This window comes from Cognatitamlana onchidii, from assembly GCF_004804355.1.
GTDB lineage: Bacteria > Bacteroidota > Bacteroidia > Flavobacteriales > Flavobacteriaceae > Cognatitamlana > Cognatitamlana onchidii.
This window is the reverse complement of record NZ_SRWZ01000001.1, coordinates 142,818-158,146: the sequence shown is the minus strand read 5'-3', so window position 1 is coordinate 158,146 and position 15,329 is coordinate 142,818. Positions and strand designations below refer to the sequence as shown.

General features: G+C 35.0%; 16 protein-coding genes and 1 tRNA gene. 10 read left to right on the top strand and 7 right to left on the bottom strand.

Annotated features, from left to right (window positions below; genetic code table 11):
- Positions 1–29: 29 nt before the first annotated feature.
- Positions 30–1,217, bottom strand: a complete 1,188-nt coding sequence (locus tag E5D58_RS00750; RefSeq protein ID WP_136479920.1) for a hypothetical protein — start codon at positions 1,215–1,217, stop codon at positions 30–32.
- Positions 1,218–1,315: 98 nt separating this feature from the next.
- On the opposite strand from E5D58_RS00750, the gene proS reads away from it, so the two are divergent.
- From proS to E5D58_RS00730, 4 genes are all read left to right on the top strand, one after another.
- On the top strand, positions 1,316–2,794 hold the full coding sequence (proS, locus tag E5D58_RS00745) for a proline--tRNA ligase (RefSeq protein WP_136479919.1): 1,479 nt from the start codon (positions 1,316–1,318) through the stop codon (positions 2,792–2,794).
- A gap of 194 nt (positions 2,795–2,988) precedes the next feature.
- Positions 2,989–3,060 (top strand) — tRNA-Glu (locus E5D58_RS00740).
- Positions 3,061–3,084: 24 nt separating this feature from the next.
- On the top strand, positions 3,085–3,336 hold the full coding sequence (gene rpsT, locus E5D58_RS00735; protein WP_136479918.1) for a 30S ribosomal protein S20: 252 nt from the start codon (positions 3,085–3,087) through the stop codon (positions 3,334–3,336).
- 147 nt (positions 3,337–3,483) lie between these two features.
- The gene (locus E5D58_RS00730) at positions 3,484–3,846 is read left to right on the top strand and encodes a hypothetical protein (protein WP_136479917.1); all 363 of its coding nucleotides are present in this window, start codon (positions 3,484–3,486) and stop codon (positions 3,844–3,846) included.
- 85 nt (positions 3,847–3,931) lie between these two features.
- On the opposite strand, the gene E5D58_RS00725 is transcribed toward E5D58_RS00730, so the two are convergent.
- Both E5D58_RS00725 and rho read right to left on the bottom strand, forming a co-directional pair.
- Positions 3,932–4,441: a VOC family protein gene (locus E5D58_RS00725; protein ID WP_136479916.1), complete on the bottom strand. Its 510-nt coding sequence runs from the start codon at positions 4,439–4,441 to the stop codon at positions 3,932–3,934.
- A gap of 203 nt (positions 4,442–4,644) precedes the next feature.
- Positions 4,645–6,282 (bottom strand): transcription termination factor Rho, encoded by a 1,638-nt coding sequence (gene rho, locus E5D58_RS00720; protein ID WP_136479915.1) that lies wholly within the window; start codon positions 6,280–6,282, stop codon positions 4,645–4,647.
- A 185-nt stretch (positions 6,283–6,467) separates the two neighbouring features.
- Between rho and E5D58_RS00715 the strand changes: the two genes are divergently transcribed.
- On the top strand, positions 6,468–6,878 hold the full coding sequence (locus E5D58_RS00715; protein ID WP_136479914.1) for a DUF4293 domain-containing protein: 411 nt from the start codon (positions 6,468–6,470) through the stop codon (positions 6,876–6,878).
- Between the two features lie 116 nt (positions 6,879–6,994).
- On the opposite strand, the gene E5D58_RS00710 is transcribed toward E5D58_RS00715, so the two are convergent.
- Entirely contained in the window at positions 6,995–7,489 is a 495-nt protein-coding gene (locus E5D58_RS00710) for a metallophosphoesterase family protein (protein ID WP_136479913.1), read from the bottom strand.
- Positions 7,490–7,581: 92 nt separating this feature from the next.
- Between E5D58_RS00710 and truA the strand changes: the two genes are divergently transcribed.
- The gene (gene truA / locus E5D58_RS00705) at positions 7,582–8,325 is read left to right on the top strand and encodes a tRNA pseudouridine(38-40) synthase TruA (RefSeq protein WP_136479912.1); all 744 of its coding nucleotides are present in this window, start codon (positions 7,582–7,584) and stop codon (positions 8,323–8,325) included.
- Positions 8,326–10,092, top strand: a complete 1,767-nt coding sequence (locus E5D58_RS00700; RefSeq protein WP_136479911.1) for an ABC transporter ATP-binding protein — start codon at positions 8,326–8,328, stop codon at positions 10,090–10,092.
- Here E5D58_RS00700 and E5D58_RS00695 read toward each other — a convergent pair.
- From E5D58_RS00695 to folP, 3 genes are read right to left on the bottom strand one after another with little or no spacing between them, the layout of a single operon-like run.
- Positions 10,089–10,874, bottom strand: coding sequence for a diadenylate cyclase (locus E5D58_RS00695; protein WP_136479910.1), 786 nt, complete (start codon positions 10,872–10,874; stop codon positions 10,089–10,091). The genes E5D58_RS00700 and E5D58_RS00695 overlap by 4 nt on opposite strands.
- 35 nt (positions 10,875–10,909) lie before the next feature.
- A complete protein-coding gene (locus E5D58_RS00690) occupies positions 10,910–11,581 on the bottom strand; it encodes a hypothetical protein (RefSeq protein ID WP_136479909.1) in 672 nt (223 codons plus the stop codon).
- 15 nt (positions 11,582–11,596) lie between these two features.
- Positions 11,597–12,421, bottom strand: coding sequence for a dihydropteroate synthase (gene folP / locus E5D58_RS00685; protein WP_136479908.1), 825 nt, complete (start codon positions 12,419–12,421; stop codon positions 11,597–11,599).
- 104 nt (positions 12,422–12,525) lie between these two features.
- On the opposite strand from folP, the gene E5D58_RS00680 reads away from it, so the two are divergent.
- Genes E5D58_RS00680 through E5D58_RS00670 form a run of 3 tightly spaced genes read left to right on the top strand, consistent with a single transcriptional unit; the run spans position 12,526 to position 15,277 of the window.
- Positions 12,526–13,071 (top strand): DUF1599 domain-containing protein, encoded by a 546-nt coding sequence (locus E5D58_RS00680; protein ID WP_136479907.1) that lies wholly within the window; start codon positions 12,526–12,528, stop codon positions 13,069–13,071.
- On the top strand, positions 13,068–14,162 hold the full coding sequence (locus tag E5D58_RS00675) for a BT_3928 family protein (RefSeq protein ID WP_136479906.1): 1,095 nt from the start codon (positions 13,068–13,070) through the stop codon (positions 14,160–14,162). Before E5D58_RS00680 ends, E5D58_RS00675 begins: the two co-directional genes overlap by 4 nt.
- Before the next feature lie 38 nt (positions 14,163–14,200).
- Entirely contained in the window at positions 14,201–15,277 is a 1,077-nt protein-coding gene (locus E5D58_RS00670) for an ABC transporter permease (RefSeq protein WP_136479905.1), read from the top strand.
- Positions 15,278–15,329: the final 52 nt, after the last annotated feature.

The following is a 15,329-nucleotide window of genomic DNA, read 5'->3' as shown; positions in this document are numbered from 1 at the left end:
TGTTTTTTGTTGTATTAATGAATTGGGGTTTAGCGTCCTCTTCTTCCTCCACCGCCAGAAGATCTTGCTCCTCCCATACTTCTTCCTCCTCCAGAAGACCTCGACATAGATCCGCTTGATCTAGAACTAGAACTTCTGCTAGGTGAGTATCCTGAACTTCTTGAAGACGAATTCCTGTTAATGTTTCCAGAATTATAACTTCTACTTGGTTGTCTATATACAGTACTTGAACTTCTTCTTGCAGACGACGAAGATGATCTTGCCGTTGAGTTTCGAGAGGGGGTGGCCCTAGTTACCGAAGCTCTTCTTGTTACACCCGAGTACGTGCGGTTAGCACTGGTGGAGTTATTATAACTTCTTCTGTAGACATTACCATTGGTGCTTGTATTTCTGTTAGTACTTGTGCTTCTTCTGTTAACGCTTGTACTTCGTCTAGTAGCATTATACTTAGATTCGGCTCTATTGTTAGATGCCACAGAATTTCTCCTTGAACTTGAGTTTCCAACAGACGATCTTCTTGTTGTGCTTTTATTGTTTCCGGTATAAGAGCTCCTTCTGGCACTGGAATTCGTACTGGCATAAGCACCGCGTCTTCCTCCTTGCGAACCGCTATAACCTCTTGAGTAATAACTTCCTCGTCTTGAAGCACTATAGGATACATACGGACTTCGGTAATAACCCCAACTTGGATAACCCCAACCTGGTCCCCAACCCCAGCCTGGATAACCCCAACCTGGTCCCCAGCCCCAACCTGGATAACCCCAACCTGGATAGCCCCAGCCCCAGCCAGCATAGCCCCAACCCCAGCCAAAGCCAACACCCCAACCACCATAGCCTCCCCAGCCAGCATTTACATTTACGACGACATTACTGTTGCTCTGTCCCCAACCTGCATAACCTTGATAGTTATTGGGTATGGTGTCGTTTTCAACGAAACTGGAGTTTTCATATTCCTCTATGTCTGTAAAAATAGCATTGTCATTATCTAGGTTCTCTGATTCAATAGCTTTGGTTTGAAAGTAGTTTTTATAATAATTCGTATCATCTTTTCGTGGTGATTCAACAGCCTTCTCCTGCTGCATTACCACAGGTTCTCCGTAAATTCCATCGTTGTCAACGCCCACATAATCATAAGTTCCACAAGAGGTGAAACCCAAAATAATCATAAGCACAAAAGCTACAGGAGCTTTCTTTTTTAAGTAGTTGTATATGTGCATATCTCTAGAATTTTATTGTTGAACATAACAAAAATAGTTAGTTTTGCTAAACTATTTTCATTTAACATAGGTCACAACATTTGTGCCAAAAAAACAATATGGGTAAAAAACTTACGAGTCGAGTAGAAGATTATTCAAAGTGGTATAACGAATTGGTTGTTAAGGCAGACCTTGCGGAGAATTCAGCTGTTAGGGGATGTATGGTAATTAAACCTTATGGTTATGCTATTTGGGAGAAAATGCAAGGGGAGTTAGATAGAATGTTTAAAGAAACAGGTCATCAAAACGCTTATTTTCCATTATTTGTACCCAAAAGTTTGTTTGAAGCTGAAGAAAAAAATGCTGAGGGGTTTGCAAAAGAATGTGCCGTAGTTACGCATTACAGGCTTCAAAATGATCCTGATAAGGAAGGAAAACTTCGTGTAGACCCAGAAGCTAGACTAGAAGAAGAGCTAGTGGTAAGACCAACAAGTGAGGCTATTATTTGGAATACCTATAGAGGGTGGATTCAATCATACAGAGATTTGCCGCTACTTATTAATCAATGGGCAAATGTAGTACGCTGGGAAATGCGTACACGGTTATTCCTAAGGACTGCAGAATTTTTGTGGCAAGAAGGGCATACAGCTCATGAAACTAAAGAAGAGGCCTTAGCAGAGGCTAAGTTAATGAATAATGTTTATGCGACTTTTGTAGAAAATTTTATGGCTATTCCAGTAATACAAGGCCTTAAAACAGAAAGTGAGCGCTTTGCTGGTGCGGATGAAACATATTGTATAGAAGCCTTAATGCAAGATGGAAAAGCTTTACAAGCTGGAACTTCTCACTTTTTGGGACAGAATTTTGCTAAAGCTTTTGATGTGAAGTTTGCTAATAAAGAGGGCAAGCAGGACTACGTTTGGGCTACTTCTTGGGGGGTGTCTACACGGTTAATGGGGGCTTTAATAATGACTCATAGTGATGATTATGGCTTAGTACTGCCTCCAAGTTTAGCGCCTAATCAAGTTGTTATTGTTCCTATTTATAAGAGCGAACAAGATTTGGAAGCTATAACTGAGGTTGCTAATAGTATATTAAGTGATTTAAGAGGAAAGGGCATTAGTGTGAAGTTTGATAATAGAACAACGCATAGGCCAGGTGCTAAATTTGCACAGCATGAGTTACAAGGTGTGCCGTTAAGAATAGCTATTGGTCCCAAAGATTTGGCAAATGGAACTGTTGAAATAGCAAGACGTGATACACTGACTAAAGAAGTTATTCCTTTAGATAGTATTAATGATAAGGTAGAAGGGTTATTGAAAGAAATTCAAGATGCATTATTTAATAAAGCACTTGAATTTAGAAATGAGCATATTACAAAGGTTGAAACCTTTGAAGAATTTAAGGAGGTTTTAGAGACCAAGACGGGCTTTATATCGGCGCATTGGGATGGCACTAATGAAACGGAAGATAAGATTAAAGCCTTAACCAAAGCAACGATACGTTGTATACCTTTAGATGCCGAGGAAGAGGATGGCATATGTGTTTATTCTGGAGCGCCTTCGAAGCGACGCGTTTTGTTTGCAAAAGCCTACTAAAACAAAGGGTATTAAAGGGTGGTGTAATTTTTTTTAAAAAAAGATTATATTGCTCTTGCAACATTTAAAAATAGTTGTATTTTTGCATCCGCAATGGAAAAACATTGTTAGTTATTTGAAACAGTGGTGTAAATTTTAAATTTTAAGTTGCAATATTGTAAATTAAATTTATCTTTGCGCACTCAAAAACAAATGGCCCGTTCGTCTATCGGCTAGGACGCCAGGTTTTCATCCTGGTAAGAGGGGTTCGATTCCCCTACGGGCTACAATATTTTAATAAGAAAAGTAAAATGGCAAATCATAAGTCAGCATTAAAAAGAATTAGAAGTAACGAAGCAAAGCGCTTAACTAATAAGTATCAGCACAAAACAACTCGGAATGCTATAAAAAAATTACGAGAGTTAACAGACAAGAAAGAGGCTGAAGCATTGTTTCCTTCTGTAGTTTCTATGTTGGATAAGTTAGCGAAGAAAAATGTTATTCATGCTAATAAAGCTGCCAACTTAAAATCTGGTTTAGCTGCTCATGTTGCGGCACTTTAAGTCCATTTGAACAAAAAATTATTGAGCTTCTCTTCACAGGGAAGCTTTTTTTATGCCTTTTCTTTTTGGGAATTTAGTTTTAAAGCAATAAATAAAACTATAAATTTGCATTAAGAATATTTAATAAATCCATCTAATTTCAATCTCTTGGAAAATAAAAATGCCATTAAATTAATTGATAAAATCCTTAAGAATATAGACAAGGACGGTGTCAGCAGTGATAGTGTTATTAACAGTATTAAAGAATTAAGAGCCTACGCTCTAGAGGAGCAAATACCTTTGGTAGTTAAGGTGCTTAGGCTCACTTATGAGCATATTGAATCTCATGGATCATTTTTAATTCCAGTGTTAGATGATGAGCCAATAAATGAAGAAGACAATACAGCAGGAACTAATGAGCTTGCTCCAGAAGAAAGCCTCAAGTATTTAATATCTCTAATGAAAAACTTGAATAATAAAATGAATGTTATGGATTTAAAAGAGTACAGAGATCTTTTAAATACTTATTAGGAAATAAAATCATCGCTCAATAAAAAAGCTTCTTACAAATTAAGAAGCTTTTTTATTTCAACACCAATTTTTATTCACTATATATTTAGTCTTGGTACGCCCCAGACGAATAAGTTAGCTCATAACTATGGGTGTAAATTTCAAAAACAATTCCGAATGGATCTTCAACATACACCATTTTAAAAGGTTTTTCATTGGGGTAGTATTCACGAATAGGCATACGTTGTTTTCCGCCATATGCTACAATTTTGTTAGTCAGTTCTTCTATATCAGGATCCTGAACGCAAAAGTGAAATAAGCCTGTATTAAACGGATTAAACTTTGGGGCTCGTTTTATACCATTTGGAAATGAAAATAATTCAATACCAATACCATCTGAAGTTGACATATGTGCAATCTCAAACATGTCCCAATCATTTCCAAAAACATCAATACACATTTGGCCTATAGCCGTGTCTTTTTCCTTCTTTACCACAGCTGGTTTCATAATAATATACCAACCCATAACGTCTTGATAAAAGGCTACGGCTTGATGAATATCAGGAACAGTTATACCAATATGAGAGAATGATTTTGGATAGTTCGGTGTTTTCATAGCAATTAGTGTATTTGTTTTTTATTTAAATGTACAAATTGTTATTGTTATACGTTGAATTTATAACAGGCTTATTTTATTAAAGCTTAGCTTAGAAAAGGTTTGTTCTCAGTTTTATCATTAGAAATGATATTTAAGCGCGTATAAAAAAAGCCTTAGCATATAGCTAAGGCTTTTAAGGGTTAGTTGGTAAAGTTTAAATATTATCCATTCATGGATATTAAAAATTCTTCGTTGTTTCTTGTTTGCTTAAAGCGTTCGTTAATAAATTCCATGGCTTCAACAGGGTTCATGTCTGCTAGGTACTTGCGCATTACCCACATGCGTTGAATGGTGTTATCATCTAATAGAATATCATCTCTACGTGTACTTGATGATGTGAGATCAATGGCAGGGAAAATTCTACGGTTAGATATTTTTCTATCCAACTGAAGTTCCATATTTCCGGTACCCTTAAATTCCTCGAAAATAACTTCATCCATTTTAGATCCTGTTTCGGTAAGTGCCGTGGCAATAATAGTTAATGAACCACCGTTTTCTATGTTTCTAGCCGCTCCAAAGAATCGTTTAGGTTTATGTAAAGCATTGGCATCCACACCACCACTTAATATTTTTCCTGAAGCTGGTTGTACAGTATTATAAGCTCTTGCCAAACGTGTGATGGAGTCTAATAAGATAACAACATCATGTCCGCATTCTACTAATCGCTTTGCTTTTTCTAAAACAATATTAGCAATTTTAACATGCTCATGGGCTTCTTTGTCAAAAGTAGACGCTATAACTTCACCACGCACATTACGTTGCATATCTGTAACTTCCTCAGGGCGTTCATCAATCAACAAAATCATTTGATAAACTTCAGGGTGATTGGCAGCAATAGCATTGGCTACATCTTTAAGCAGCATGGTTTTACCAGTTTTTGGTTGAGATACAATCATACCACGCTGTCCTTTTCCTATAGGAGAGAACAAGTCCATAATTCTGGTTGAAATGGTGCTTTGTCTTTCTGCTATATTGAATTTTTCTTGAGGAAACAATGGTGTTAAATGTTCAAAAGAAACACGGTCTCTAACCACATTTGGATTCTGACCATTTATTTTACTCACCTTAATTAAGGGGAAATATTTTTCACCTTCTTTAGGCGGACGCACATGTCCTAAAACGGTATCGCCAGTCTTTAAACCAAACAATCTAATTTGTGATTGCGATACATAAATATCATCAGGGGATGACAGGTAGTTATAATCTGAAGAACGTAAAAAACCATAGCCGTCCTGCATGATGTCTAAAACACCTTCGCTTTCAATAATCGCATCAAACTCAAAATCTGGCTCGCGGTAGCGATTACGATTATCTTTATTGCCTTTATCAACATTACCATTTTTTTGGTTTCTATGCTGATGTTTGTTCTGGTTATTATGATGTCTTTGATTTGACTTGTGTTGGTTATCGTTTTGATTATTTCTTTGCCTTGGGTTATTATCCTTTTTAGGCTCTTCTTTTTGTTGTTTTGTACTAGCCTCTACTTTAGGTTCATTTTCAAGCTTAGGTTCAGCTGCTTTCGTTTTTTCTTCCGCTTTAGGCTGGCTGTCTTTAGTGGGTTTTTGAACGCGCTGTCTAGGTTTTCTAGTTGGTTTAGCTTCTTTACTGTCCTTGTTTTCTTCTGACTTTTCTGGGGTTACAGCCGCTTTTACAGCCTTAGGATCTGCAGCTTGCTGATCTAGTATTTGGTAAACTAAATCCAATTTTTTTAGCGAACGATACTTAGGAACGTTTAGTTTTTTTGCAATCTCTTGCAAATCAGTGAGTTTTTTCTCTTTTAATTGTGAAATTTCAAACATTGATGTTTAATTGAATATATTGTATTGAATACTAACTTGAGTAATTCTGAAAAAATGATTTATTATTCTGAAGAATTAATCGCTTGTTAATGCGATTGTTGAGAATTATTACTGCAATTATACAACTTTATTTTATTTTTTTGCATTTATTCTTATATTTTTGCGGTCTAGAATTTTAAAATAATATGTTACAACGTATTCAAACAATCTATTTATTATGTGCTGCAGGGGTGTCTGCTGGACTCATATATGTGTTTGAATTATGGGTTACAGAAGAAGGCGTAAAAGTGTTCGCAGCAAACCAAAGTTATGTGTTTGCAGCGTTTTTAACATCTGCTTTTTTCTCTTTGGTAGCTATATTTCGTTACAAAAACAGGAAGTCTCAGTTTATATTGGGACGACTTAATATCATATTAAACTTTATTTTACTAGGATTTTTCGTGTATCAATCTCTAAATGTATCTGGAGAAACGGCGGTTTCAGAGAAAGGTATTGGGATGCTTCTCCCTATTGTTTCTATCGTGTTTTTGGCCTTAGCCAATAAGGCCATCAAGAAGGATGAAGATCTTGTAAAATCTGTAGATAGATTACGTTAAAAACCTTATATCTTAGTAGTATTAGTGCGTAAGCCCAAGGTGAAAATCTTGGGCTTTTTATTGCTATCTATAACACGTGGTCATTATTGCTAATCTATGTTTAGGGAGGTGTATGGTTACCGTTTACTAAACTCGATAACTTCCAGATTTTCAATCTTTTTACCATTAATGGTAAAGCGTAGCATGGTTCTCGTTTTATGAAACCCATGTTTTCCAACCGCGCCAGGGTTCATATGTATTAAATTTAATTTTTTGTCAGGCATCACTTTCAAAATATGTGAATGCCCACAAATGAATAATCTTGGAGGATGTTGTTTTAAGGTGTCTGTTACACGCAGATTGTATTTGGGTGGGTAACCGCCAATATGGGTCATCCAAACATCAACATCTTCGCACATAAAGCGATTGTGTTCTGGGAACTCAGTACGTATTTTCGAGTCGTCAATATTACCATAAACTGCGCGTAGGGGTTTTAAGTCTGATATGGCATCCGTAACTTTTAAACTGCCAATATCTCCTGCATGCCATACTTCATCAGTTTGTTTTACATACTTCAAAATGTCGCTATCAATATAGCCATGCGTGTCAGATAGAAGTAATATTTTGGTCATTAATATCTTTTAGTATTAAATTAAGACTTGAGTTCATTCTTGCTAGACAAAACTATCTATCTTTGTGCTTTTAAAAAAGTATAAAAATCACTTTGCGGTACTTTATTGAACTTTCTTATAACGGAAAATCCTATCATGGTTGGCAAAATCAGCCCAATGCTATATCAGTTCAAGAGGTTTTAGAAAAGGGTTTGTCTACATTATTAGGTGAATCAATTGCAATTATGGGTGCTGGAAGAACCGATGCTGGGGTGCATGCCTCGCAAATGTTTGCTCATTTTGATACCCAAATTAATATAGAAGTTGAAAATTTAGTTTATAAATTGAATTCCTTTTTACCCGAGGATATAGCAATTCATGACGTATTTCAAGTAAAGCCAGAGGCTCATACACGATTTGATGCCTTGAACAGAACATACGTGTATCGAATAGCTTTAAAGAAAAGTGTGTTTAGTTATGAAAACACCTATATGGTTAAGCAACCTCTGGATGTATCTAAGATGAACGCTGCTTCAAAAATTTTATTTGACTATAAAGATTTTCAATGCTTTTCAAAAAGTAATACCGACGTAAAGACGTATTATTGTGAAATTATGAAAGCGCATTGGTTTTTTAAAGATGATGAACTTCATTTTGAAATTCAAGCCAACCGATTTTTGAGAAACATGGTAAGAGCTATTGTTGGTACCATGATAAATATTGGTTTGGGTAAAATGGAGGCTGAAGAATTACATCATATCATTCAATCTAAAAATAGGGGGAAAGCCGGTTTTTCTGTTCCAGCCCATGCGTTGTATTTAACAAAAATTGAATATCCTAAGGGTATTAAACTATAAATGAGTAGTACTAAAGAACATATTTTCGATTTTAAATTATTCAAACGGCTTTTTGAGTATATAAAACCATACCGTTTAATATTTTTTAGTTTGGTATTCCTGGTTATTATGCTTGCTTTTTTTAGTGTAGCTACACCTAAAATAACTCAATATGCTATTGATAACAGTATTGAAAAACAGGACGCCCAAAACTTTTTGTTTTATGTTATGATGATGCTGGGAGTTCTTATATTTCAGACCATATTTCAACTACTTTTTATTTATTATGCCACATGGTTAGGCCAGAATTTGGTTATGGATGTTAGAGTTAAGCTCTTTAATCATTTGCTTAATTTTAAAATGAAGTATTTCGATAATTCTTCGGTTGGAGTACTAATTACCAGGGCCGTAACCGATATGGAGCGTATCGCCGATATTTTTGGTCAAGGTTTGTTTATGATTGTTAGAGATTTACTTACCATGTCTGTCGTGTTTGGTGTGATGGTTTATACAAATGTAAAGCTAAGTATAATCGTATTTTTAATGCTTCCGGTACTGCTTTATGCTACAAGAGTCTTTCAAAAGTATATGAAGAAAGCATTCGAGGAAGTTCGTACGGAGGTTTCCAACCTAAACTCTTTCGTACAAGAGCGCTTAACAGGAATGAAAATATTGCAATTATTCACACGTGAAGCTATAGAATCTGAAAATTTTAAAGCAATTAATGAGCGCCATAAAAAGGGCTGGCTAAAAACGGTTTGGTATAACTCGATTTTCTTTCCTTTGGCCGATTTATCAAGCTCTATAACTATAGGTTTAGTGGCTTGGTATGGTGGTTTAAATGTGGTATTAGACGGAAATGTAACTCAGGGCGTACTGGTCTCATTTATTATGTTCATTCCCATGTTATTTAGACCTTTAAGGCAAATAGCCGATAAATTTAATACTCTGCAAATGGGTATGGTTGCAGCAACTCGTGTTTTTAAGGTAATCGATACAACTTCTCAAATAGATGATAACGGTACATATGTGGCAAACCATTTTAAAGGTGATATAGCTTTTGAAAATGTACATTTTAATTATGTGGAAGATGAAGCGGTATTAAAAGGAATTTCGTTTGAGGTAAGAGCGGGAGAAACTGTTGCAATTGTTGGTGCAACTGGTGCAGGTAAATCAACCATTATTAATTTATTAAATCGTTTTTACGAAATAAAAGATGGGGTAATTGTTATTGATGGCATAAATATTAAGGATGTAACCCTGTCGTCCTTAAGGGCGCAAATAGCCATTGTTTTGCAAGATGTGTTTTTATTTGCCGATACTATTTTGAATAATATTACACTCAATCATCCTGAGATAACTGAAGCTGAAGTGCATCAGGCGGCTATAGATATTGGTATTCATGATTTTATTATGACTTTGCCAGGTGGTTACCATTATAATGTTAGAGAGCGCGGTGTTATGTTATCTTCTGGTCAACGTCAACTTATTTCATTTTTAAGAGCCTATGTTACCAACCCTAGTATTTTGGTGTTAGATGAGGCGACTTCGTCGGTTGATTCTTACTCCGAGCAACTTATTCAGAATGCTACCGATAGCATAACCAAAGGAAGAACATCAATAGTTATTGCCCATAGACTTGCTACTATAAAAAAAGCCGACAAAATAATTGTGATGGATGCAGGTAAAATTGTCGAGCAGGGAACTCACAAAGAGTTGCTTAAAAAGGCGAATGGCTACTACAAGAACTTGTACGAAGTTCAGTTTTTACAGGAAGCCGTCGTTTAAGCTAAGTCTTTTTCAATTATCTGGTTAAGCTCATTAGTATCCTCAAAAACCACAAATTCCCCATCTTTAAAATAAGAAATATGCCCTGTTTCTTCACTAACAACTAAAGCTAGGGCATCTGTTTTTTCAGTAACACCAATGGCAGCTCTGTGCCTTAAACCAAAGCGCTGCGGAATATCCTTTTCATTATTTACAGGTAATATAACTCGAGTCGCTTTAACAATATTATTACTTACAATAATAGCGCCATCGTGTAAAGGACTGTTTTTAAAAAAAATACTTTCAATGATGGGTTGGGTAACCTTAATGTTCATTTCGTCTCCAGAATCCGATAAGAAATCCAAATTATTATTACGCTCAAAAACAATTAAAGCTCCTGTTTTAGACATAGACATTTTGTTACAAGCAGAAATTACAGCGTCCACATCGGTGTTGTCTGCGGTTTCTGTTTTCAAAAATTTAATCTGTTGTAAAAATTTGCGTCGTCTACCAAAGTTTGTGGAACCTACCATAAGCAAAAACTTTCTTATCTCTGGCTGAAAAACGACTATTAAAGCAATGATTCCTACTTTCATAAAGCCTCCAAAGATACCTGTAAGAAGCTCCATGTTTAAAAAATCAGTTAATCGCCAAGCCCCGTAAATTATTATGATGCCGATAAATATATTTATGGCCACAGTACCCTTTATGAGTCGATAAACATAATAGAGTAAAAGAGCAACCAAAAAGACATCAATAATGTCTACAATTGTAAATTTTAAAAGGTCATTAAAAATATCCAAGGATAGTGGGTTTTGGTAAATTTAAGAAAATATGGCTAATTATCTAGGAACTCAATATTTGATATTTCGGCATGTTTAAGTTCTATATTTAAGAGAGCCGATTTGTAGGTTATATAATCCTGAAAGGATAGGGTATTGTTAAATACTAAAGACAACATATTGCCCGAAACATCAAGCGCTAAAATATCGTTTTTTAATTCTGAAATACTGGATTTACTAACAAAAGGCTCAGCTTCAGGATTCAAAATGAAAATGTCTCCTTTTAAACTAAAATTAATGGACTTTATCTTGAAAGAATCTTTAAATTTTAAGATATCATCTTTAATGTTCTCTTCATAAACTACTTGCGTAAACTCAATAAAGCCAAGGTTGTTAATACTTGTATTATGACAGGTAAAATAGTTTTTAGCAGCTTCATTTTTATGGCTAGAATTCTGCTTCTTTTCTTGTAAGAACTGAATATAAGGGATCGCTTGTTTTAACGTTAACCGCTTGTCAACATTAACCAACCAATTGGTTGTGCTAATAAGGTTTTTCCTGTTAAGTTCTACACTATCAGATTGTGTTTCATCGTAAAATAAATAGGCAGCAGACACATCATTAATCTCAGTAATATCAGCATGACTAATTTCAGGCAATTGAACGGCTTTATCATGTGTGCAAGACATACAGGCAATAATGATAACAACAATACAAAGTTTTTTCATAATTCTAGGTAGCTACTAGTGATTCAAAGATTCAACAAGTTTAATACATTCTAAAGCTTCCCTTACATCGTGTACACGAAGTATAGAGGCTCCTTTTTGTAAAGCAATGGTATTTAAAACAGTGGTCCCATTCAAAGCTTCTTTGGGAGAGGTTTTTAATTTTTTATAGATCATTGATTTTCTTGAAAACCCCGCAAGTATTGGCTTTTCAATTATTTTAAAAAGGTCGAGGTGATTAAGTAGTTCGTAGTTTTGTTCTAGGGTTTTAGAAAAACCAAAACCAGGGTCTACTATCATGTCAATAATACCTAGCTCCTTTGCTTCCAAAATTCGTTCAGAAAAATAAAAGAGTATGTCTTTAGTTAAGTTGTTATAGGTGGTTTGTTCTTGCATGGTTTGTGGGGTGCCTCGCATGTGCATCATGATATATGGTACTCGTAAATTAGCAATAGTTGGAAGCATATTTTTATCTAATAGACCTGCTGAAATGTCATTAATGATGCAGGCGCCAGCAGCAATACATTGTTTTGCTACAGAACTTCTAAACGTATCGACGGAAAGCAAAATATTAGGAAAGGCTTTCAACAATGTCTCGATAATAGGAATGATGCGATTAAGTTCGCTACTTTCGCTTACATGGTCTGCACCAGGTCTAGAACTGTAGGCACCAACATCTATAAAAGTAGCTCCCTCTCTGAGCATGTTCTCTACATGATTTAATACCGATTTTTCATTTTTATGAGCCCCTCCATCATAGAAAGAATCAGGAGTGATGTTTAAAATACCCATCACTTTTGGAGTAGATAAATCAATAAGTTCGCCTTTGCAATTTATAGTCATTTAATATGTTTTGAAAGCTGTTTAGATAAGGTGTAAAACTTTAAACCAGAAACTTTGAAGGTTTTAATAATTTATGCGAAATTTACGCAAAATTGAATTTATAGATGCAAGATACTTCAAAACAATATGATGCGGTTATAGATACCTGCAAAAGTTTATTTGAAAAGAAAATGAGTGATTACGGAAGTGCATGGAGAATCTTGAGGTTACCCTCGCTTACCGATCAGATTTTTATTAAGGCGCAGCGTATTAGAAGTTTACAGGAAAATGATGTTAGAAAAGTAGATGAAGGAGAAGAAAGCGAATTTATTGGCATTATAAACTATTGCATTATGGCTTTAATTCAGCTACAAAAGGGGGTAGCTGAACAGCCAGATATGTCTACTAAAGAAGCGGTTGCACTTTATACAGAACAAGCTGCTTTGACCAAACAACTTATGGAGAATAAAAATCATGATTACGGCGAAGCTTGGCGAGATATGAGAGTGAGTAGTTTAACCGATTTGATTCTTCAGAAGTTATTGCGGGTAAAATCTATTGAAAGCAATAAAGGAGAAACTCTTGTTAGTGAGGGTATTGATGCCAATTATCAAGATATGATTAATTATGCCATTTTTGCTTTGATTCACTTAAACAATGACAGGTCATGAAAGCCATAGTTGCTATTTCTAGAATATTTGTTGGAGTTTTGTTTATTATTTCTGGGTTTATCAAACTTAATGATCCCTTAGGGTTTTCATATAAACTAGAAGAATATTTTAGTCCAGATGTTTTAAATATACCTTTCTTAGAGCCTTATGCTTTAGGTATTTCTGTTTTAGTTGTAGTTTTTGAGGTTGTTCTAGGGGTATTCTTATTAATATGCTACAAACCCAAATTTACTGTTTGGAGTCTACTTTTAATGATTTTGTTCTTTACCTTCCTAACTTTTTATTCTGCATATTTTGATAAGGTTAAAGATTGTGGGTGTTTTGGCGATGCTTTAAAGTTAACACCTTGGGAAAGTTTTACAAAGGATGTTGTTTTATTGCTGTTTATTATCGTTTTATTTATTGGCTTAAAGTATATACAGCCCGTATTCGGAAAATTACAAACTACTTCGTTAGCACTTTTAAGTTTTATAGTAAGTTTATGGTTTGGTTATCACGTTTTGGAGCACTTACCATTTATAGATTTTAGAGCATATAAGGTTGGATCTAATATTACAGAAGGGATGTCTGTCCCGGAAGATGCACCCAAACCTGTATTGGAATATAGCTGGAAGTTCAATATAAATGGAGAAGAAAAAATAATTGTCACGGAAGGTTCTTATCCTACGGTTGAAGGTGATTTCGTTTCGGTAGATACCAAAGTTTTAGAAGAAGGGTATAGTCCTCCGGTGGTTGATTTTTCAATAGAAACAGACGATCAAGATTTAACGGAATACTATCTTAGTAAAGAAAACTTGATAGTGGTGGTTTCTTACAGTCTTGAGAAGATTGAAAGATCAGGGGCTTTAAAATTGAAAGCATTACAAGGTTTAGCTCGCAAGCGGGGATACGAAATTATTGGTTTAACGGCATCGGGTCATAAAACGAAACAACGTATTAATGAGGCTTATAATATCGATTTTGAATGGTATTTGTGCGACGAAAAAGCTCTTAAAACTGTAGTGCGCTCCAATCCAGGGGTACTAGAGTTAGATACAGGAACTATAAAACAAAAAGTACACTGGAACGATATAGAGCAATTAGAGCTTTAGCAATACAAAAATCATGTTGATACCCTAAGAGAAACTTATTGATAAGCTACCTAATAAATAAAATATTTTATGCCTTCCTAACACTTTTGGGGGTGGTTACTGTTATTTTTTTTCTATTTAATGTCCTTCCTGGTGATCCGGCTCAAATGATGTTGGGACAAAACGAAGATAGCGAGCAGTTAGCATTAGTAAAGCAAAAATATGGTTTTGATAAATCTACAGGATCGCAATATTTCTATTATTTAAATGATTTGTCACCCGTATCCTTTCATTCAAGGAATCAAGACGATTATACCTTTTTATCTCAAGACAAGTATGACTATTTAAAGCTGGTTACTATTATGAATACTGTGGTGGTTTTAAAGCTTCCGTATTTAAGAGAATCTTTCACAAAACAAGGAAAAAAAGTGTCTGAGGTATTATCTGAAACGCTTCCCAATACTTTTGTTTTAGCAGTTTCAGCTATTGCCATTGCCATAGTTTTGGGTGTTCTTTTAGGGATTGTATCGGCATTATACAAAGATACTTGGTTAGACAAACTAATTATGATATTAAGCACTTTTGGTATGAGTGTTCCATCTTTTTTTAGTGCCATTTTATTTGCTTGGTTTTTTGGTTACATTTTGCATGAGTATACCCATTTAGAGATGACAGGCAGTTTGTTTGAATTAGATGATTTTGGAGAAGCTATTCATATTAAATGGAAAAATTTAATATTACCCGCTGTGGTTTTAGGTATTAGGCCTTTGGCAGTGGTTATTCAACTTATGCGCAATTCATTACTAGAAGTATTTAATCAGGATTATATAAGAACGGCCAGGGCAAAAGGTTTAAGCGAGTTTAACATTATAAAACGTCATGCTGTGAAAAATGCATTAAACCCAGTGGTTACAGCCATATCAGGTTGGTTTGCCTCTATGTTGGCAGGTGCTGTTTTTGTCGAATATATTTTTGGATGGAATGGTTTAGGTAAAGAAATTGTAAATGCTCTTAATACATTAGATCTCCCTGTAATTATGGGTTCTGTTTTAATTATAGCTTTATTGTTTATAATTATCAATATTTTTGTGGACTTGATTTACGTGTGGTTGGATCCCAAAGTAAAGTTAGAATGATTTGTTGTGTTAGGTCCATTAAAAAAACAGACAAATCAAATAAGATTAAGTG